Here is a 21,154-nt window from a genome sequence, read left to right as displayed (position 1 = left end):
GTCACATCCGGAAGATGCCGAAGCGGCTGGGTTCGATGGGCGCGTTGAGGGCGGCCGACAGGGCCAGGGCGAGGATGTCGCGGGTCTGCGCCGGGTCGATCACGCCGTCGTCCCACAGGCGGGCGCTGGAGTAGTAGGGGTGGGCCTGGCGGTCGTATTGTTCGAGGATCGGCTGCTTGAGCGCCGCTGCTTCCTCGGCGCTGAAGCTGCCACCGGCGCGTTCGCTCTGCTCGCGCTTGACCTGCACCAGCACGCCGGCGGCCTGTTCGGCACCCATCACGCCGATTCGCGCGTTGGGCCACATCCACAACAGGCGTGGGTCGTAGGCGCGGCCGCACATGCCGTAGTTGCCGGCGCCGAAGCTGCCACCGATGATCACGGTGAACTTCGGCACCCGCGCGCAGGCCACCGCGGTCACCAGCTTGGCGCCGTGCTTGGCGATGCCGCCGGCCTCGTATTTCTGCCCGACCATGAAGCCGGTGATGTTCTGCAGGAACAACAGCGGGATGCCGCGCTGGCAGGCCAGCTCGATGAAGTGCGCGCCTTTTTGCGCGGCCTCGGCAAAGAGGATGCCATTGTTGCCGAGGATGGCGACAGGCATGCCGTGCAGGTGGGCGAAGCCGCACACCAGGGTGGTGCCAAACAGCGCCTTGAACTCATCGAACACCGAGCCGTCCACCAGCCGCGCGATCACTTCGCGCACATCGAAGGGCTGCTTGGCGTCGGCCGGGATCACGCCGTACAGCTCGTCGGCCGGGTAGAGCGGGGCGATTGGCGCCTGGCACTGCAGCTGGCCCAGCTTGCGCCAATTGAGGTTGGCGACGCAGCGCCGGGCGATGGCCAGCGCGTGCTCGTCGTTGTCGGCGTAATGGTCGGCCACGCCGGAGACCTTGCAGTGCACGTCCGCGCCGCCCAGGGCCTCGGCGGTCACCACCTCGCCGGTGGCGGCTTTCACCAATGGCGGCCCGGCGAGGAAGATGGTCGCCTGCTCGCGGACCATGATGGTCTCGTCCGACATGGCCGGCACGTAGGCGCCGCCGGCGGTGCAGGAGCCCATGACCACGGCGACCTGGGGGATGCCCTGGGCGCTCATGGTGGCCTGGTTGAAGAAGATGCGGCCGAAGTGCTCGCGGTCGGGGAACACCTCGTCCTGGCGCGGCAGGTTGGCGCCGCCCGAGTCCACCAGGTACACGCACGGCAGGCGGTTTTCCTGGGCGATGGCCTGGGCACGCAGGTGTTTCTTCACGGTCAGCGGGTAGTAGCTGCCGCCTTTGACCGTGGCGTCGTTGGCGATGATCATGCATTCCACGCCTTCGATGCGGCCGATGCCGGCGATCACGCCAGCGGCCGGCACGGCTTCGTCGTACACCTCATGGGCGGCCAGTTGGCCGATTTCCAGGAACGGCGAGCCGGCGTCCAGCAGGCGGTTGATGCGCTCGCGGGGCAACAGCTTGCCGCGTGAGGTGTGGCGTTGCTGGGCCTTGGCGCCGCCGCCTTCGTGCACCTGGGCAAGCAGGCTGCGCAGGGCGCCAACCTGTTCGAGCATGGCCGCGCTGTTGGCGATGAAGTCGGCGGCGCGCGGGTTGAGTCGGGTGTGCAGGGTAGCCATGGGGCGCGCTCCGTCAGCGGGTTTCGTTGAACAGCTCGCGGCCGATCAGCATGCGGCGGATCTCGCTGGTGCCGGCGCCGATCTCGTACAGCTTGGCGTCGCGCAGCAGGCGCCCGGCGGGGAATTCGTTGATGTAGCCGTTGCCGCCCAGGATCTGAATGGCGTCCAGGGCCATCTGCGTGGCGCGCTCGGCGGTGTACAGGATCACCCCGGCGGCGTCCTTGCGCGCGGTCTCGCCGCGCTCGCAGGCCTGGGCCACGGCGTACAGGTAGGCGCGGCTGGCGTTGAGCTGGGTGTACATGTCGGCGACCTTGCCCTGGATCAGCTGGAACTCGCCGATGCTCTGGCCGAACTGCTTGCGGTCGTGGATGTAGGGCACGATCAGGTCCATGCAGGCCTGCATGATGCCGGTGGGGCCGCCCGAGAGCACAACGCGCTCGTAGTCGAGGCCGCTCATCAGCACCTTCACGCCGCCGTTCAGCACGCCGAGGATGTTCTCTTCCGGCACCTGCACGTCGTCGAAGAACAGCTCGCAGGTGTTGGAGCCGCGCATGCCCAGCTTGTCGAACTTGTTGCTGCGGGTGAAGCCGGCCCAGTCGCGCTCGACGATGAAGGCGGTGATGCCGTGGGCGCCTTTTTCCAGGTCGGTCTTGGCGTAGATCACATAAGTGTTGGCGTCGGGGCCGTTGGTGATCCAGGTCTTGCTGCCGTTGAGCACGTAATGGTCGCCACGCTTGTCGGCGCGCAGCTTCATCGACACCACGTCGGAGCCGGCGTTGGGTTCGCTCATGGCCAGGGCGCCGACATGCTCGCCGCTGATCAGCTTGGGCAGGTACTTGAGCTTTTGCGCGTGGCTGCCGTTGCGGTTGATCTGGTTCACGCACAGGTTGGAGTGTGCGCCGTAGGACAATGCCACCGACGCCGAGGCGCGGCTGATTTCTTCCATGGCCACCACGTGGGCCAGGTAGCCCAGGCCCGCGCCGCCATATTCTTCCGGCACGGTAACACCCAGCAGGCCCATGTCGCCGAACTGGCGCCACAGGTCGGCGGGGAACAGGTTGTCACGGTCGATCTGCGCGGCGCGCGGGGCGATCTGGGCGGCGGCGAAGGCCTGCACCTGGTCGCGGAGCATGTCGATGGTTTCGCCCAGGGCGAAATTCAGGGTCGGGTAGCGCATGGGTGGCCCTTCATGGATTGTTTTTATGGAATGAATGCTGACCTTTACGTTAACGTAAACCCGCTGGCGCGGGCTGTCAAATCGGTGCGGTGGGAAGGGGGGGAATAAATCGCGGAAAGCACTGAGGGGAGCCGAAGCTCCCCTCAAGGTCTTGTTGCTTGCTCTTTTTTTATTATTGAGGGGCGGCCTGTTGTTGTTTTTGGCGACCGTGACCCTTTACCGCTGTTTCGTGTGACCCACATCCTGGGTCAAGAGCAAACGTATTTTTTTGAGCGCTGATTCGCCTGTCACCGGTACGTCGCTGCCTCGGGGCAGTTTTGTTGTTCTGTGTACGGTGTGGGGCAAGCCCCGGTGGCGCATCCTCTCCAAAAAAATCTGTTAGCTTCGCCTCTGCCGCGATTGTTCTTGTTATGCCAGAGCCGTTACGTGTTGTTTTTATTGGGTACTGCAGTTTTATTGTTTTTGTTGTACGAGAGATATAGCAGGTCCCGTGCCAACTTTTCAAAACCCAATGAATTCGGGGCTTTCGCCGTTTTCAGGAATTTTTCACCGGGTTTTCACACCCCCAATGTGTTTCCCTGTTACCCGTTTCGTGGGGAAGTGTGCGGGTGAGGTGACACTTTGTCGCACCCCGGTGCGGGATGTCAAATCCGCCCGAACAGCGGCGCACACGGTTTTTCGTAGCAGCGGCCGCCAGGCCGCGCCATGGGCACTGCGGTTCAGCGGGTAAACGGAGGGAGGCGGACGCAGCCTTCGGCAGCTGCTACGGGGGAAGGGAATGCCGGAAAGCACTGAGGGGAGCCGAAGCTCCCCTCAAGGTCTTGTTGCCTGCTCTTTTTTTATTATTGAGGGGCGGCCTGTTATTGTTTTTGGCGACCGTGACCCTTTACCGCTGTTTCGTGTGACCCACATCCTGGGTCAAGAGCAAACGTATTTTTTTGAGCGCTGATTCGCCTGTCACCGGTACGTCGCTGCCTCGGGGCAGTTTTATTGTTATGTGTACGGTGTGGGGCAAGCCCCGGTGGCGCATCCTCTCCAAAAAAATCTGTTAGCTTCGCCTCTGCCGCGTTTGTTCTTGTTATGCCAGAGCCGTTACGTGTTGTTTTTATTGGGTGGTACTGGGTTTTTTGTTTTTGTTATGCAAGAGATAAAGCAGATGCCGTGCCAACTTTTCGAAACCCAATGAAAACGGGGGTTTGGTCGCTCAAAGGCACGCGGGTGTCGGAAAAGGAACGCTCAAAGTGTTTCCCTGATACTCGGAAAACGCGGGAGGGGTAACACCCCTCAGCCACACCGGCGCGCTTGTGCTACCCGCGAGCCGTTGGCGCGGCCCAGCTGCTGGCTGATGCGCTCGCCCACGGCAATTACCCGGTCCAGGTCGATGCCGGTATGGATACCCAGGCCCTGCAGCAGGTACAGCACGTCCTCGCTGGCGACATTGCCGCTGGCACCTTTCGCGTACGGGCAGCCGCCCAGGCCGGCCACGGAGCTGTCGAACACACTCACGCCTTCCAGCAGCGCCGCATAGATATTGGCCAGGGCCTGGCCGTAGGTGTCATGGAAGTGCCCGGCCAACTGCGCCAGCGGTACCTCCCGGGCCACCGCCTGGAACAGGCTGCGGGTAGCGCCGGGCGTGCCGACGCCGATGGTGTCGCCGAGGGAGACTTCCCTGCAGCCCATGGCGTGCAGCTCGCGCGCCACGGCGGCCACCTGGGCGGGGGCGATGGCGCCTTCGTAGGGGCAGCCGAGCACGCAGGACACGTAGCCGCGCACCGGTACGTTGGCGGTCTTGGCCGCTGCCATCACCGGCGCGAAGCGTTCCAGGCTCTGCGCAATGGAGCAATTGATGTTGCGCTGGGAAAAGCTTTCGGATGCCGCAGCGAACACCGCCACCTCATCCGCGCCGGCGGCCAATGCCGCCTCAAAGCCCTGCAGGTTGGGCGTCAGCGCGCCGTAGGTCACCCCTGGCACGCGCTGGAGGCTGGTGAACACCTCGGCAGAGCCGGCCATCTGCGGCACCCACTTGGGCGAGACGAAACTGCCGGCCTCTATATAGGCATAGCCACAGGCGGCCAGTTCGTTCACCAGCCGCGCCTTGTCGATGACACTGATGGGGCTGGCCTCGTTCTGCAGGCCGTCGCGGGGGCCGACTTCGACCAGGCGCACGCTGTGGGGCAGGGCCATGGTGTTACTCCTGGGCGGTAACAGGGTGGGCGCCGAGCTCGGCCAGGGCCTGGGTGCAGCGCTCCTCGGCGGTGTCCAGTTCCAGTTGCATCTGCTGGATGTCCAGCAGTTGCTGGGCAAGCTGCGCGCGGCGCTCGGTGATCTTGGCGAGCATGCTGGCCAGCTGCTTGTGGTTGCCGCTGGGGTCGTACAGCTCGATCAGCTCGCGGCACTCGGCCAGGGAGAAGCCGATGCGCTTGCCGCGCAGGATCAGTTTCAAGGTGACCTTGTCTCGGGGCGAATAGATACGCTCCTGGCCACGCCGCTCGGGGCTGAGCATGCCTTGCTCCTCATAGAAGCGGATGGCGCGGGTGGTGATGTCCAGTTCGCGGGACAGGTCGGAGATGCTGTACGTCATGGTCGGGCTCGACAGGGTGGTTGACGTCAACGTAAACCCTGCTTGACGTTAACGTCAAGCAGGGCCGTTAGGTAATTACCACCTTGCGCGTCGGGCAGTCGGGCCCAATGGGCGCTCATTCCCCTGCAAGGACTGCAGCCCATGACCGATCTACCGCTTGCTCCCCCCGCGCTGCTGTTTGGCGCCTTTGCCGAAGAAGTCGACCCGTACTGGCGTGAATGGCAAGTCAGCCAGCAACAGGCGGCCATCCGCGCTACCGTGGGTGACAACGCCGACCTGAAATCGGCGCAATGGCGCACGCTGCGTGCTTACCAGCAGGCCATTGGCGCGGCCCGGCAGGCCTGCCTGCTGGCTGCGCGACCATTGATTGGCCGCACCGACGCCTGGGCCGAGCTTGCCCCCGGGCATATCCTCTTCGACACCCTCAGCGCGGCCCACGCCAAGGCCCTGCGCGCCGAATTCGACATGATGCAGGCGCTGGGGCAGCTCAAGGGCGAGCAGGCCAGCCGCCTGGAAGCGTTGCTGGACCACCCGGACGATGCCGAACGGCCCGCCGGTAACACCCTGATCGCCGATGTGGCCTTGCTGGGCGCCGATGGCAACGATGTGCTGGCCGGGGTCATGGTCATTACCCATGCCAGCGCCGTGCATGACACCGGCGGCACCTGGGGCGTGCAGGTGTACTGGCCCGGCACCCACGGCGGCCTGGCGTATTTCGATTCGCTGGACGCCTTCCAGGTGGCCGTGCTGGAGGGCCTTGCCGAGGCCGACCCCACGGTGCATGCGCAGGTGTCGTTTTCTTACGCGCCTATTGTGGGCCACGCCTTCGAGGTGGGCCTAAAGCGCCAATGGCGCCAGTTACACCAGCATGCCCAGGCCATCGGGCAGGGCGCGCGCTTCTACGCCGATGCCGACACGCCGGAGGCGTCGATGCAGCGCTGGCGCCGGGACGCCTTGTTAGCGCTGGAGGCACCCCGCCACGATGCGCGCGACCAGGCCTTCCTGGACCTGTTGTTCGAGCACGAGACCCTGGCCCTGGCCGAGGGCTTGCCGACCTGGTTGCGCGGGCTGGCACCGCAGGCCCAGGAAGAGCTGAGCCAGCGCCTGGCTGACTACCTCGCCGCCCTGGACGAGGCACAGGTGCTGCTGGCCCGCGACGTGCCGCCGCGCGACGAGTTCGCCGGTGCAGCCCTGGCGCAGCGCCTGCAAAAGGACTTCGGCCTGCAGCCGGAAAACCTGGTCATCGACCTGCCCGTCTCGGTATCAATGGTGCGCGAGACCGTCCCCGGCTCAGGGGCGCCCGGCACCCCGGTAAAGATGATCACCCAGCCCAGTGAGGCTCGCGAGCAACTGTCCCTCGCCCAGTTGGCGCTCGCCGGCATAGACGAAGAAATCGCCAGGCGCCTGCATTTTGCCCGGGTTGAATCGCGCGGCGTGGCGGCCAGCGTGGCGCTGCCGACGCTGGTGCAACTCAAGGCCCTGTTCGAGGAACTGGACCTGCCGGCTCGCTACGAGCGCAGCCTGCGCGATGCGTTCAAGGGGTTGCCGGGCGAAAGCCAGGAAGCCATCCAGGCCCGTCGCACTGCATTGCTGGCGCCCTGGCAGGCCAGCCTGCGGCTGCACGGCCAACTGGCCCTGCGCCGCTCGCGGCTGGATGCACCGGCGCTGGCGTTGCTGGACGACCCTGAGGCCGGGTTGCATTGGGTGCTGTTCAAGGGCACCGGCACCCCCGCTGGCAGCGCCTTGGCCGGGGTGGCGTTGATCAACGACCCGGGCACCGGGCTGACGGTGCTGTACCTGCCGGACGCACCCAATGGCAAGGTGCTGACCCAGCACGAGAGCATGGCCGAGGCTTGCCGCCGGCTGGTACAGATGAGCCTGGAGTCGCGCATGGTCGACTACCTGGCGGCGTTGCCCGGCAGCGGCCTGGCCAGCGACCACGGCGCCTACATACGTGAGGCCCAGCTCCGCAACTTCGATGGCTGGCTGGTGCCCGGCGAGCGCATCGGGGTGGCCAGCAGCGTCGCCGAGTACCAGCTGAACCTGCAGATGGGCCGCCTGATCAGCCATCACCGCGCCACCGCGCGTACCCAGGACCAGCTGTGGCTGGAAGCCGCCGCGCGCAGTCACGACAGCATATTCATGGTCCTCAAGGTGCTGGTCGGCTTGTTGCCATTCGTCGGCTCCGTGGTGGCGGTCTACGACGCTTTCGACAGTGCTGTCGAAGCGGTCAAGGCGTTCCGCCGTGGTGAGGGGGCGAACGGTCTGCTTGAGCTGGAAAACATGCTGGCGTCCCTGGTGGGCGCGGCCATGGACATACTGCCTGGTACCGTGGCAGGCGGCGTTGGCAATGTGAAGGGGCTGCGTGCCAGCGTCCGTGCCCGCCAGGCCCAGGCAGTGGCGCGCCTGGCGCCGCTGGATGGCCCAGGCCATGTGTCGGCGTTTCGCGGTTATGAAAGCGACCTGGCGATTGCCTTGTTACAGACAGCCGAGCAGGGGGTCTACAGCCATGCCGGTGGGCAGTACATCCTGCGCGGTGGGCATGCGTACGCGGTGCAATGGGACGCCACTTACCACACCTGGAGGTTGCGCGGCACCGCGGTGAAAACCTACCGCCAGCCAGTCAGGCTGGATGCCCGTGGTCAGTGGCAAACCCACGGCGCAATTTCCGGGCGCCTGGTGGACGGCGGGCTGGAGGGAGGCGGTGCGGCGGTCAGCGCGGTGGCCGACAGCCTGGTGGAACGCCTGCCCCTGGCGATCCAGGCGCGGCTGCCGCGATGGTTGGGGGATGCCCTGGTGCGTCAGCAGCGGCGGATTTACAGCCGGCTGATCGCGGATGAGAGTGCCACCAGTCAACGACTGCGCGCCACCGAAGCGGCTCGTTCACGCCTTGCTGCCACCGCCGGCGTACCCGATGAGCCGCTGCGCAAGGCGGTGGTCGATCTGGCCATTCGCGAGATCGAGGCCTGCGAGCGCTACCTTGCAAGCCTCGCGGAGCACCGCGCGTATCTGCCGGAAGGGATCTATCGCCGCTCCTACCAGGGCGCCCGTTACCAGAGCATGGACCGCATGCAATTGCTGGTGCGCATGGGCAAGGTCCGCCGCAAGGTCTTGCGCGATGAGTTTGGCGTGCGCCAGGCGGGGCACCAGACCCTCATCGACGCGGCAGAACGCGGGGAGCTGACCCTGGGCGCCTTTACCGATGCCATGAACCGCACGCTGGGGGCCACCCAGGAGGTGCGGATCAAGCTGCTGGAAATTGCCGACTTCATTCATGAATGGAGCGCAAGGTTTGAGCGTGAGTGGCACAGCGCGTCGCTGGATGCGCCGCGGCGGGCGGAAATCGAGCGGCTGATGCGCGAGGGCGGCTACGATTACCGGCCCAGGCTGGACGGTGCGGTCAAGGCAGAAATACTGCTCAAGCTGGTGCTCAAGCCGCAGTTGTCCACTACCCCGGAGCGCTTGCGGTTGGGGCAACTGGTCGTGCGCGACGTGCAGCAGCTCGATGTCCTGCTCGCCACCTGGCGTGATACCGAGGTGGTCGACCTCACTGCGGCCCAGCGCCAGCGGGTGCTGTCACAGTTCGCCACGGCCACGGAATTGTTCCGCTGGCGATTGGAGGAGTGGACCAGTATCTACAGCCAGTACATCGACCTGCGGTACCAGAAGCGCCTGCTCAACCACCTCAAGGCGCTCGTCGATGAAGCCACTCGCGGCCTTGGGGCCAACCCCGAGCGCCCACGCCGCCCGCAGCCGGACGGCGGGGCGCGCAGGCGGGTGTTTGAAACCGTGGAGGACGAGGTATTGATCGGCACCGAAAGCGGCACGGGCGCCCAGCGCTCCATGGTCGTGGAGCTGGGCGACGGCGCGGTGCACCACTACGACCTTGAGGCTGACAACCGCTGGGCCCTGCGCCAAGCGGCAGCCACCCAGGCGCGCCTGGCAGACCTGCAGGCGCAGGCACGGGTGCAACTCGACAGCAGCGAGGCCCTGGTGCTGCGCGCCGAAGGTTACGCGCGGCGTGGCATGGCCCTGGCGAGCATCGATGACCTGATCAGCAACGAAGGCCGTGGGCTGATGGAACTGGCGGCGAGCATCGAACGCCTGTCCACTGCCGCCGATGACACCGTGTTGCTGGTGGAACGCTTGCGCGTGCGGGGCACGGAGCTGGTCGCCCAGGCCACGCGCCTGCGCATTCGCCTGACCAAGGCCATGCCACACCCCACCATGGCCCACGCCGAGTACCTGCTGGGCCAGCAGGCCATTCGCCTGGAGCGGCGCACCGGCCGGGTGCCGGAGCTGGACACTGCACAGTTCCTGCAGGAATACGTGATAGTCGACGTGGCCACCGGGGGGGACCTGTGGGTGGCGCATTTCCACTACGGCAAGCTGCGCTACGCTTTCGACAACTTCACCGCCGCCCATGTGAAACGGGCTGACCAGGCGCGGTTGGGCGCCCAGTGGGAAGCGCAGAACGCACCGGCGAAAGTGTGGCGCAGCCCCATCCGCCCCGCCCAGGCCCGCCAGCACTTCCAGCCGCTCGAGGTTTAAGCCATGCAGGCCGTCAGCGCCCGACGCTGGCGGCCTGGGGCAGGTGGTCGGCGCGGGTCACCAGTTGGCCCAATTCGATCATCTGCTCGCGCATCCAGCGGTTGGCCGGGTCCTGGTCGGTGCTTTCGTGCCAGTACAGGTGGGTTTCCACCGGCGGCACGTCGTTCACCGGCAGCGCCACGTAGTTGAGGTCGTGGCGGCGGGCGAAACGCTCGGGCACGGTCATCACCATGTCGGTCTGCTGCAGCACCTGGGAGGCCATCAGGTAATGCTGCGAGCGCAAGGCAATCTTGCGTTGCAGGCCCATCTTGCCCAGCGCCAGGTCCACGTAGCCCAGGCCGTTGCGGCGGCTGGAGATGTGGATGTGGGTGAGCGCGAGGTAGTCGTCCAGGGTGATCTTTTCCTTGTTCAGCGGGTGGCCCTTGCGCAGGGCGCACACGTACTGGTCTTCCATCAGCTTGACGTGGCGCACCTGCGGGTCGGTGTTCAACGGCGCGTCCACGGCGAAATCCAGGCGCCCGGCGGCCAGTTCCTTGGTGGTCTCGCGGCGCTTGCACAGGAAGCTTTCGATGACGACGGCGGGTGCCAGGCGGCGCAGGCGCTGGAACATCGGCGGCAGGATCACCGCCTCGGTGAGGTCGGTCATGCTGATGCGGAAGGTCTTGCTGGCCTGCAACGGGTTGAAGATGCGGCTTTCCTGCACCGACACGCGCAACAGGGACAGGGCGTTGCGCACCGGGCCGATGATGTTCTGCGCCATGGGCGTGGGCACCATGCCCTGGGCGGTGCGCACGAACAGCGGGTCATTGAAGGTTTCGCGCAGCCGGGCCAGGGCGTTGGACACCGCCGGCTGGGTGATGCCGACGATCTGCCCGGCGCGGGTAAGGTTGGCCTCGGTGTAGATGGCGTCGAAGACGATGAACAGATTCAGGTCGACCTTGCTCAGATTCATGTGGCAGCGCTCTTGTTGTGGTTGTGCCGATGCATCGCGTCATCCTATATCGGTGATGAATGATAATAGACGCCGAGAATAGGTTAGATAAATCTTGGTGCCTGTTCTAGCATCGAATCCATGCCCACGACAACCCTTGCTCAAAGGTAGCTGCCCCATGGATTTCGCTTATTCGCCCAAGGTTCAGGAATTGCGTGAACGCGTGACCGCGTTCATGGATGCATACGTTTACCCCGCCGAGCCGGTGTTCGAACGCCAGGTGGCCGAAGGCGACCGCTGGCAGCCCACCGCCATCATGGAAGAGTTGAAAGCCAAGGCCCGCGCCGAAGGCTTGTGGAACCTGTTCCTGCCTGAGTCGGAACTGGGCGCCGGGCTGACCAACCTGGAATATGCGCCGCTGGCCGAGATCATGGGCCGCTCGCTGCTGGGCCCCGAGCCGTTCAACTGCTCGGCGCCCGACACCGGCAACATGGAGGTGCTGGTGCGCTACGGCAGCGAGGAGCACAAGCGTCGCTGGCTGGCGCCGCTACTGCGTGGCGAGATCCGTTCGGCGTTCGCCATGACCGAGCCGGACGTGGCCTCGTCCGACGCCACCAACATGGCTGCCCGCGCCGAGCGCCAGGGTGACGAGTGGGTGATCAACGGCCGCAAGTGGTGGACCTCGGGCGCCTGCGACCCGCGCTGCAAGATCCTCATCTTCATGGGCCTGAGCAACCCGGACGGGCCGCGCCACCAGCAGCATTCGATGATTCTGGTGCCGGTGGACACCCCCGGGGTGAAAATCGTGCGGCCGTTGCCGGTGTTTGGCTATGACGACGCGCCCCACGGCCACGCCGAGGTGCTGTTCGACAACGTGCGCGTGCCTTACGACAACGTGTTGCTTGGCGAAGGGCGCGGTTTCGAGATCGCCCAGGGGCGCCTGGGCCCGGGCCGTATCCACCACTGCATGCGCTCCATCGGCATGGCCGAGCGGGCGCTGGAGCTGATGTGCAAGCGCTCGGTCGAACGCACCGCCTTTGGCCGGCCGCTGGCACGGCTGGGCGGCAACATCGACAAGATCGCCGACTCGCGCATGGAAATCGACATGGCCCGGCTGCTGACTCTCAAGGCGGCCTACATGATGGACACCGCCGGCAACAAGGTGGCCAAGAGTGAGATCGCGCAGATCAAGGTGGTGGCGCCCAACGTGGCGCTGCGGGTGATCGATCGCGCCATCCAGATCCACGGTGGCGCCGGCGTCAGCGGGGATTTCCCGCTGGCCTACATGTACGCCATGCAGCGCACCCTGCGCCTGGCCGACGGCCCGGATGAAGTGCACCGCGCGGCGATTGGCAAATACGAGATCGGCAAGTACGTGCCCAAGGAGCTGTTGCGCAGCGCGCGCGAGCAAGGTTGACCTGACCGGTGTAGCAGCAACTGTCTTGGCGCAGATTGCTGCGGCTATCTCTGCGGCAACGCGAAATCCTGCGCACACCGCCCCCGTAGCAGCGGCCGCAGGCCGCGTCCCAGGCACCGCGCGGGCCAGGACGCGGCCCATGGCCGCTGCTACAGATCGCACACCGCACCCGTAGCAGCGGCCGCACTCAATACACCCACACCTCCACCCGCCGGTTCTTGATGCGACCTTCGTCCATGTCGTTGGTCGCCACCGGCATCTCTGCCCCCAGCCCGCGAATGTCGCGCAGCACCACGCCGCTGCGCGCCAGCTCGCGGCGCACGGTCATGGCCCGCAGGCGCGATAGCAGCAGCGCGCGGGCGCTGTCGTCCTTGGCATCGCCGAAGCCCACCAGGGTCACGTCCTTGAAGGTCTTGCCGCGCGCGCGCAGGTAGGCCAGCACCCGCTGCACGTCGGCCATGGCCTTGTTGTCGAGGCTGGCACTCCCCTCGGCGAAGCGGAAATTCACTGACAGGCGCTGGGCCTCGGCCGCCAGCTGGCGATAGTCGGCGGGCATGTTCGCCGTGGCGGGCACCTGGATGGCCTGCACGGTCTGCGAGACGAAACCGTAGCGGGCGACGATGGCCTGGCCCTTGTCGCTCTGGGTGAAACGCACCAGCGCCTGGGCCCAGGGGTTGTTGCGCGCCGGCGGCAGGTAGAAATACAGGCGCCGCGACAAGGGGTAGTCCTCGGTGGCGATCAGGCTGATGGTGGGCGCCATGGCTTGCGCGGCGCCGTCGCCGATGGCCAGGGCGCGGGCCTGGCGCACGTAGGGCAGGCCGATGAAGCCGATGCCCTGGGGGTCGTGGCTGACGTCGTCCGACAGCTGTTCGCTGGACTCCAGGCGCAGGGCCTGGGGCGCCAGGTTCTTGCCGCGCGGGGTCAGCACCAGCTCCTTGAACGTCTCCCAGGTGCCGGACTGGTCATCGCGTGCGTACAGGTGAATGGGCCCGTGGCCCAGGCCCACCTCGGCCCAGTCACGCACCTCGCCGGCGAAAATCCGCGCCAGTTGCTCGGTGCTCAGCTGCCGCAAGGGGTTGTCGGGGTGCACGATCACCGCCACGCCATCGATGGCGATCACCTGCTCGGCCTCGGCGCACTTCAGGTCGCCCAGGCGGTCCAGGGCCACCAGTTCGCTGTCCTTGATGGGCCGTGAGGCGGCGGCCAGGTCGGCCTCGCCATGCTCCAGCGCACTGAAGCCGGTGCTGGAACCATGGGCGTCAATCTCGATGCGCAGCTGCTGGCCATCCACGGTCACGGCCGACACCTGCTGTTCGTTGGCGTGGGCGCCGGGCTCCACCTTGACCTGCTTCAACCCCTGGTCCTGCAGCATCGCCTGCACCAATGCCGGGCCCAGCTCGGCGCCGATGGTATTGGAACCCTGGATACGCAGGACCGGCACCTCGGCCCAGGCCGTCAGGGGCAGGGCCAGGCAGATGAAAAACAGCAGGCGGGGGAGGCGGGGCATCGTCGCAGGCACCGGGGAGGCCGAAGGGGTGCCGGGGAGAATAAGACAAGCAGGTTACCAGTATGTGAACAAGCAGGACGCCTGGGTTTGCTCCCCGACGTGACCTGGCGGCTTGTAGCCGCTGCCGCCAGGCTGCGCTGGCCCTGGTGTTCACTGGAGATCTCCAACGTGAATAAGGGCCGGCGTCGCCTTCGCCAACGGCTACCGAGCTATCGCGGTACGGATCGCACTCAGCTCAACTTCAACCAGATCGGCGCATGGTCCGACGGCTTTTCCATCCCGCGCAGTTCATAGTCCACGCCGGCATCCGCCACCCGTGGCAGCAGGCCGTGGGAGGCCATGATCAGGTCGATGCGCAGGCCGCGCTTGGGCTCGTCCTCGAAGCCGCGGCTGCGATAGTCGAACCAGCTGAAGCGGTCGGCGACGTCGGGGTTGAGGTGGCGGAAGCTGTCCACCAGGCCCCAGTTCTTCAGGCGCGCCATCCACTCGCGTTCCTCGGGCAGGAAGCTGCACTTGCCGGTCTTCAGCCAGCGCTTGGCGTTGTCCGGGCCGATGCCGATGTCGCAGTCCTCGGGGGAAATGTTCACGTCACCCATTACTACCAGCGCCTGGTCGTTGCTGAACTGGCCTTCCAGCAGCGCCTGCAGGTCGGCGTAGAAGCGCTGCTTGGCCGGGAACTTGGTGGGGTGGTCGCGGCTTTCGCCTTGGGGGAAGTAGCCGTTCATGATGGTCACCGGGTTGCCGTTGGCGTCGGCGAAGGTGCCCCAGATGAACCGGCGCTGGGCGTCTTCTTCATCGGTGCTGAAGCCCTTGTGCAAGGCCAGCGGCGCCTGGCGCGACAGCAGGGCCACGCCGTAGTGGCCCTTCTGGCCGTGGTAATGCACGTGGTAGCCCAGGGCTTGCACCTCGGCGAGCGGGAACTGCTCGTCGCTGACCTTGGTTTCCTGCAGGCCGATGACGTCGGGCTGGTGTTTTTCGATCAGCGCCGCCAGCTGATGGGGCCGGGCGCGCAGGCCGTTGATGTTGAACGAGACAATCTTCATGGAGGCGGCAGTCCTGGGTAAAACGCCGATGCTAACGGATGGGCCGGGTTGGGGCCAGCATGGCGAGCTGGGGCCGGCACTGCTAAGGTCCAGTTGGATGGAACCTCGCGACCCTGCCGTACCCCAATACAAGAACGCGCCGCACTCAAGCGGCGCCGTGTGCACAGGAGCTTGACCATGTCCCAGTCTGCCACCGAGACAGCCCAGGTAGTCATGCTGGACGGCGGCTACGCCAGCGAGGTGCGTTCGCTGCTGTACCACGCCTATCGCCACGAACCGACCTTCGCCTACGTGTTCGAGGCCGACCGCGCAGGCTACGAGCAGCGGGTACGGGCCACGGTGCGCGAACTGGTCAAGCAGCATTTCTTCCAGGACCTGCCCGGCATCGGCCTGCTGCATGAAGACCGCCTGGTGGGCGTGGCCCTGATTGCACCGCCCCAGCGCCGCCTGGGCATCACCGAAAGCTGGGCCTGGCGCCTGGGCATGCTGCTCAGCACCGGCCTGGGTTGCACACGCCGCTACCTGGAATACTACCAGTCGGTACTGGCCTGCCTGCCCAGCGAAGCTGTGCATGTGCTGCCCCTGCTGGCGGTGCACCCGCAGTACCAGGGGCATCACTTTGGCGAGCAGTTGCTCACCGCCGTGCACAATTGGTGCGCCGACGACGAGCATTCCGACGGGGTCGTGCTGGACACCGGCAACCCCCGTTACCTGGCGTTCTACCAGCGCCAGGGTTACGAGGAAATTGGCGAGATTGCCGTGGGACCGGTCCGTGAACATGTGTTTTTTCATGCAAGCCCGCAACATTTGGAACACATTCGTGTCTAGAATCAGAATCTTGCGAGGGCCGATCCGCTCTTAAAACGCCGCTTTACCGTGATAGCATCCGCGCCATGAAGTTTTCAGGACGATTTACCCGCGGTCTGGTGTTGCTGTTCACGAGTTTTGCCGCGCACGCGCAAAGCGAACTGGTGGTACAGGTAAAACCAGCCAATTCCGAGCTCAAGGCCAATGTCGAAGGCTACATCGGCAGCCTCGGCGACCGTGACGCCGAAGCCCTCGAGCGTTTCAGCCACGGCGCCGAAGAGCAGGCCGCCAAGGCCGCCCAGGCCCTGGGCTACTACCAGGCGCACATTGCCAGCCGGGTGAAGGACGGCGCGAACCCGCAACTGGTGCTGAGCATCGAGCCGGGCGAGCCCATTCACCTGCGCAACGTCACCATCCGCCTCGAAGGGCCGGCCAGCCAGTTCAAGGGCTTCCGCCTGCCCAACAGCGCTGACCTGCGCCCCGGCGCCGTGCTCAACCACGGCCATTACCAGGACGCCAAGCAGTTGATCCTCAACCAGGCCTCGCGCTACGGCTATTTCCAGGGCCATTTCACCCAGCAGCGGCTGGCCGTGGACCCGGTCGCCGGCGTGGCCGACATCGAGCTGGTGTACGACAGTGGCCCGCGCTTCACCCTCGGTGCCGTGCATTTCGAAGGCGACACGCCGTTCGACGACGACCTGCTGCAACGCATGGTGCCGTTCAAGCCCGGCACCCCCTATGACTCGCAGCTGGTGGCCGAACTCAACCAGGCCCTGCAGTCCAGCGGCTATTTCGAAAGCATGCGCGTGGACGCCGCGCCCACCTCCGCCGAAGGCCAGGTAATACCGGTGGACGTGCAACTCAAGACCCGCAAGCCGCGCACCATCGGCATCGGCCCTGGCTACTCCACCGACGTGGGGCCACGGGTGAAGGCCAACTGGACGCGCCACTGGGTCAACTCCCACGGCGACAGCTACGGCACCGAGGCCGAAGTGTCCGCACCGCGGCAGAACATCGGCCTGTGGTACGACCGCCCCCTGGACCCACCGCTCACCGACAAGCTGCGCTGGGCCGCCGGCTACCAGTACGAGGAAATCGCCGACACCGACAGCCTCAGCAAGCTGCTGACCGTGGGCCCCGAATGGCACAGCAAACTGCCCAGCGGCTGGCAGCGGGTGATCTCGCTCAAGTGGCAACGCGAAGAGTACCGCCTGGGCAACGACAGCGGCCTGAGCACGCTGCTGATGCCGGGCATCAGCTACTCGTACCTTAAAAGCGACAACAAGGTCGACCCGCACAACGGCTACCGCCTGCAGTTCGACACTCAGGTGGCCAAGGAAGGGCTGGGCTCGGACGCCAACCTGGTGCACGGCAACGTGCTGCTCAAGGGCCTCACCACCCTGGGCGAGAACCATCGCCTGCTGGGCCGCGTGCAGTTCGGCGGCAGCCTCACCAACGGCTACAAGGCCATCCCGCCGTCGCTGCGCTTCTTCGCCGGTGGCGACCAGAGCGTGCGCGGCTACGATTACCAGACCCTGTCGCCGGAAAACTCCGATGGCGACAAGATCGGCGGCCGCTACCTGGTGGCCGGCAGCGTCGAATACCAGTACTCCATCGCCGAGAAATGGCGCATCGCAACCTTCGTCGACCAGGGCAACTCGTTCAACAACCTGGAGCTGCCCAGCCTCAAGACCGGCGTCGGCGTGGGCATCCGCTGGGTGTCCCCGGTGGGCCCTATTCGCGTCGACCTGGCGCACGCCCTGGAAGACCCGGGCGGCTTCCGCATTCACTTTTCCATAGGGCCTGAGCTTTGAACCGGGTGTTGAAACGCGGCCTGCTGTGGGCCGGTGGCGGCGTGGCCGTCGTGGCAGGGCTGGTGGTGGCGGGCGCCGTGCTGGTGCTGGAAACCACTGGCGGCAGCCGCTGGGCCCTGGCCCAGGTGCCGGGCCTTGCGGTGGACAACTTCCGTGGCCACCTGGGTGGCCACTGGAGCGCCGACGAGGTGCGCTGGGAGCAGGGCGGCACGCGCCTGCTGCTCAAGACGCCGTTGCTGGAGTGGTCGCCCTCGTGCCTGTTGCACCTGACCCTGTGCATCGAACGCCTGGAAGTGGAACAGATCAGCCTGACCCTGCCGCCCAGTGCGCCGTCCGAAAACAGCGGGCCGCTGCAACTGCCGGACCTGAAGCTGCCGATCAAGCTGCAAGTCGGCGAGATCTATTTGGGCAGCCTGTCCATCGACGGCAGCGAGCAGGTGCAGAAGCTCAAGCTGGCCGCCCAATGGACCGCCGATGGCCTGCGCATCGATTCGCTGCACGCCCAGCGCGATGACCTGGCCCTGGACCTGAGCGGCACCATCGCCCCGGGCGGGCGCTGGCCGCTCAAGGCTACCGCGCAGCTGCAACTGCCCAAGGTGGGCGAGCAGCCGTGGCAGCTGGCGCTGGACATCGACGGCAACCTGCTCGACAGCCTGCAGCTGCACGGGCAGAGCAGCGGCTACCTGCCGGCTACTGTCACCGGCGAGCTGCAGCCGCTGGCCGACAACCTGCCGGCGCAGCTGCATATCGTGTCCGCGGCGTTCAAGGCAGCGCCGAGCCTGCCCGACACGCTGCAACTCAACCAGCTGGACTTGAGCGCCAAGGGTGACCTCAAGGCGGGCTACCAGATCGTCGGCAGGGCGCAGTTGCCCGCCGAAGGCGAAGCCATGAACCTGGCCCTGACCGGCGTCGCCGATGCCAAGGGCGCCAAGGTCCAGGGCCTGCAACTGGGCGCCAACGACAACCAGCGGGTCAAGCTCGACGGCCAGCTGAGCTGGCAGGGCGGCCTGAGCGCCGACGCGCGCCTGGACTGGCTGGACTTCCCCTGGCACCACCTGTACCCCGACGTCGCCGAGCCCCAGGTCAGCGTGCACCGCTTCAGCACCGAAGTGGCGTACCGCAACGGCAAGTACATGGGCAATTTCAGCGGCGACTTCAACGGCCCCGCCGGCGCCTTCAGCCTGGCCAGCCCGTTCAGCGGCGACCTGGGCGCGGTGTTCCTGCCCCAGCTCAACCTTGCGGCCGGCAAGGGCACCGCCAGCGGCAGCCTGAAGCTGTATTTCGCCGATGCCGTGCGCTGGGACGCCGCCCTTGACCTCAGTAACCTGGACCCTGCGTTCTGGGTCGCGGAGCTGCCCGGCAACCTGGCGGGCCCCTTGCGCAGCAAGGGCGAGCTGGCCGGCGGCAAGCTGCAGCTGGACGCCGACCTCGACCTCAAGGGTCGCCTGCGCGGCCAGCCGGCGGTGCTCCAGGCCAAGGCCCAGGGCGCCGACCAGCGCTGGACCCTGGCCAACCTCGACATCCGCCTGGGCGACAACCACATCAACGGCAGCGGCAGCCTGGACCAGCGCCTGGCCGGGCGCATCGACCTCGACCTGCCACGCCTGGGCCAGCTGTGGCCGCAGTTGCAGGGCCAGTTGAAGGGCCGCATCGATGCCGCCGGCACCTTGCAGGCGCCCCAGGGCGAGTTGGCCCTCAAGGGGCAGGGCCTGGGCCTGGGCGACAACCGCCTGCAGGCCATCGACCTGGCGGCCACGCTCAGCAAGGCCCAGCAGGGTACGTTGGCCCTGACGGCCTCCGGCATCCGCGCCGGCGAAACCGCCCTGGGCACGCTGACCGCCAAGGCTGCCGGCGACCTGCGCAAGCAGCAGCTGCAACTGGACCTCAAGGGCCCGCAACTGGTGCTGGCCACCGCCCTGGACGGCACCCTGGACAAAGGCAACTGGCGCGGCCGCCTGGCCAGCGCCGACATCCAGGCCGGTGGCCAGGAGTGGCGCCTGGCCGGCCCCGCCAAGTTGGAGCGGCTGGCCAACGGCACCCTCAACCTGGGCGCCCATTGCTTCCAGTCGGGTGGCGCCAGCCTGTGTGGCGAAGACCAGCGGCTGATGCCCGAGCCCAAGCTGCGCTACCACCTCAAGAAGTTCCCGCTGCAAAGCCTGGCCCAATGGCTGCCCAAGGACTTCGCCTGGCAGGGCCTGCTCAACGCCGACCTGCAACTGGACCTGCCCGCCAGCGGGCCCAAGGGCCAGGTGCTGGTGGACGCCAGCGGTGGCACCTTGCGCCTCAAGGACAAGGACCAATGGCTGGACTTCCCCTACCAGACCCTGCGCCTGAGCAGCACCCTGGGCCCGCGGCGCATCGACACCCAGCTGCAGTTCCAGGGCGAGCGCCTGGGGCAACTGCAGGTGAACGCACGCATCGACCCGCTGGCCCGCAACAAGCCACTGAGCGGCGATTTCCGCCTGCAGGGCCTGGACATCGGCATCGCCCGGCCGTTCGCGCCCATGGTCGAGAAACTCGCCGGGCGCCTGGACGGCAGCGGCCAGCTGGCCGGCACCCTGGTGGCCCCGCAGGTCAACGGCACGGTCAAGCTCAGCGGCGGCGAGATCGCCGGCGCGCAGCTGCCGGTCAGCTTCAACGACCTGCAGGTGCAGGCACAGATCGCCGGCGAGAGCCTGCACCTGCAGGGTGACTGGAAAAGCGGCAAGGCCGGCCAGGGCAGCCTCGGCGGCCAGCTGCAGTGGGGCCAGGCGCTGGCGGCGGACATCAGCCTCAAGGGCACGCGCCTGCCGGTCACCGTCGAGCCCTACGCCGAGCTTGAGGCCGCACCGGACCTGCACATCGTGCTGGCCGGCGACAAGCTGGCGGTCACCGGCAAGGTGTTGATCCCCACGGGGGCCATCACCGTGCGCGAGCTGCCGCCGTCCACGGTCAAGGTCTCGGAAGACACGGTGATCATCGGCCACCAGGCACCGCCTGCGGCCGCGCCTATGGCCATGGCCATGGATATCAACGTCGAGGTGGGGCAGGACAAGCTGACCTTCACCGGCTTCGGCCTGAGCGCCAACCTGGCCGGCCACCTGCATATCGGTGACAACCTCGACACCCGCGGCGAGCTGAACCTCAACGACGGCCGCTACCGCGCCTATGGCCAGCGCCTGACCATTCGCCGCGCGCGGTTGCTGTTCGCCGGGCCCATTGCCCAGCCGTACCTGGACATCGAAGCCATTCGCCAGACCGATGACGTGATCGCCGGGATTCGCCTGAGCGGCAGCGCCGAGCAGCCGACCACCGAGGTGTTCTCCGAACCCACCATGAGCCAGGAACAGGCGCTGTCCTACCTGGTGTTGGGGCGCCCGTTGAGCACCACTGGCGAGGACAACAACATGCTCGCCCAGGCGGCGCTGGGGTTGGGGTTGGCGGGGAGCTCGAAGGTGACCGACACGCTGGCCAAGGACCTGGGCATCCAGGACTTCCAGCTCGACACCCAGGGCAGCGGCACCACCACCAGCGTGGTGGCCAGCGGCAACCTGTCGGAGAAGCTCACGTTGCGCTATGGCGTGGGGGTGTTCGAACCCGCCAACACCATTGCCTTGCGCTACAAGCTGAGCAAGAAGGTGTACGTTGAAGTGGCCAGCGGCGTGGCCAGCTCATTGGATATTTTCTACAAGCGCGATTTCTGACCGCTGCCTTCGGCGAACCCGTAGCCGCCGTGGG

General features: G+C 66.5%; 12 protein-coding genes. 5 read left to right on the top strand and 7 right to left on the bottom strand.

All coding sequences use genetic code 11. From position 1 onward, the window contains the following. Position 1: 1 nt before the first annotated feature. The 4 genes from AC0Z2B_RS08085 to AC0Z2B_RS08070 form a co-directional block, all read right to left on the bottom strand. Positions 2 to 1,609, bottom strand: coding sequence for a carboxyl transferase domain-containing protein (locus AC0Z2B_RS08085; protein WP_476295848.1), 1,608 nt, complete (start codon positions 1,607 to 1,609; stop codon positions 2 to 4). A 13-nt stretch (positions 1,610 to 1,622) separates the two neighbouring features. Next, complete coding sequence (locus AC0Z2B_RS08080) at positions 1,623 to 2,786, bottom strand: isovaleryl-CoA dehydrogenase (RefSeq protein WP_476295847.1); 1,164 nt, start codon at positions 2,784 to 2,786, stop codon at positions 1,623 to 1,625. Between the two features lie 1,284 nt (positions 2,787 to 4,070). Beyond that, on the bottom strand, positions 4,071 to 4,970 hold the full coding sequence (locus tag AC0Z2B_RS08075) for a hydroxymethylglutaryl-CoA lyase (RefSeq protein WP_476295846.1): 900 nt from the start codon (positions 4,968 to 4,970) through the stop codon (positions 4,071 to 4,073). Between the two features lie 4 nt (positions 4,971 to 4,974). Continuing rightward, on the bottom strand, positions 4,975 to 5,367 hold the full coding sequence (locus AC0Z2B_RS08070) for a MerR family transcriptional regulator (protein WP_476295845.1): 393 nt from the start codon (positions 5,365 to 5,367) through the stop codon (positions 4,975 to 4,977). 141 nt (positions 5,368 to 5,508) lie between these two features. Here AC0Z2B_RS08070 and AC0Z2B_RS08065 point away from each other — a divergent pair, with 141 nt between their 5' ends. Continuing rightward, the gene (locus AC0Z2B_RS08065; protein ID WP_476295844.1) at positions 5,509 to 9,918 is read left to right on the top strand and encodes a hypothetical protein; all 4,410 of its coding nucleotides are present in this window, start codon (positions 5,509 to 5,511) and stop codon (positions 9,916 to 9,918) included. Positions 9,919 to 9,931: 13 nt separating this feature from the next. On the opposite strand, the gene AC0Z2B_RS08060 is transcribed toward AC0Z2B_RS08065, so the two are convergent. Then, the gene (locus AC0Z2B_RS08060) at positions 9,932 to 10,870 is read right to left on the bottom strand and encodes a LysR family transcriptional regulator (protein ID WP_476295843.1); all 939 of its coding nucleotides are present in this window, start codon (positions 10,868 to 10,870) and stop codon (positions 9,932 to 9,934) included. Positions 10,871 to 11,027: 157 nt separating this feature from the next. Between AC0Z2B_RS08060 and AC0Z2B_RS08055 the strand changes: the two genes are divergently transcribed. Next, complete coding sequence (locus AC0Z2B_RS08055; protein ID WP_476295842.1) at positions 11,028 to 12,266, top strand: acyl-CoA dehydrogenase; 1,239 nt, start codon at positions 11,028 to 11,030, stop codon at positions 12,264 to 12,266. A 187-nt stretch (positions 12,267 to 12,453) separates the two neighbouring features. Here the strand turns inward: AC0Z2B_RS08055 and AC0Z2B_RS08050 are convergent, their stop codons facing one another. Then, positions 12,454 to 13,773, bottom strand: coding sequence for a substrate-binding domain-containing protein (locus tag AC0Z2B_RS08050; protein WP_476295841.1), 1,320 nt, complete (start codon positions 13,771 to 13,773; stop codon positions 12,454 to 12,456). 230 nt (positions 13,774 to 14,003) lie between these two features. Continuing rightward, positions 14,004 to 14,816 carry an exodeoxyribonuclease III gene (xthA, locus tag AC0Z2B_RS08045; protein ID WP_416425266.1) on the bottom strand — a complete coding sequence of 271 codons (813 nt, stop codon included), beginning with the start codon at positions 14,814 to 14,816 and terminating at the stop codon, positions 14,004 to 14,006. 177 nt (positions 14,817 to 14,993) lie between these two features. On the opposite strand from xthA, the gene AC0Z2B_RS08040 reads away from it, so the two are divergent. The 3 genes from AC0Z2B_RS08040 to AC0Z2B_RS08030 all read left to right on the top strand — a co-directional run bounded on the left by AC0Z2B_RS08040 (position 14,994) and on the right by AC0Z2B_RS08030 (position 21,120). Then, complete coding sequence (locus AC0Z2B_RS08040) at positions 14,994 to 15,644, top strand: GNAT family N-acetyltransferase (RefSeq protein WP_476295840.1); 651 nt, start codon at positions 14,994 to 14,996, stop codon at positions 15,642 to 15,644. Positions 15,645 to 15,709: 65 nt separating this feature from the next. Then, positions 15,710 to 17,437: an autotransporter assembly complex protein TamA gene (locus AC0Z2B_RS08035; protein WP_416425264.1), complete on the top strand. Its 1,728-nt coding sequence runs from the start codon at positions 15,710 to 15,712 to the stop codon at positions 17,435 to 17,437. A gap of 8 nt (positions 17,438 to 17,445) precedes the next feature. Then, a complete protein-coding gene (locus tag AC0Z2B_RS08030) occupies positions 17,446 to 21,120 on the top strand; it encodes a translocation/assembly module TamB domain-containing protein (RefSeq protein ID WP_476295839.1) in 3,675 nt (1,224 codons plus the stop codon). Positions 21,121 to 21,154 lie beyond the last annotated feature (34 nt).

The sequence above is a fragment of the Pseudomonas sp. GYB4201 genome (assembly GCF_056312595.1).
Note: the sequence above shows the minus strand (reverse complement) of the source record. Positions and strands in the feature narration are given on the sequence as shown.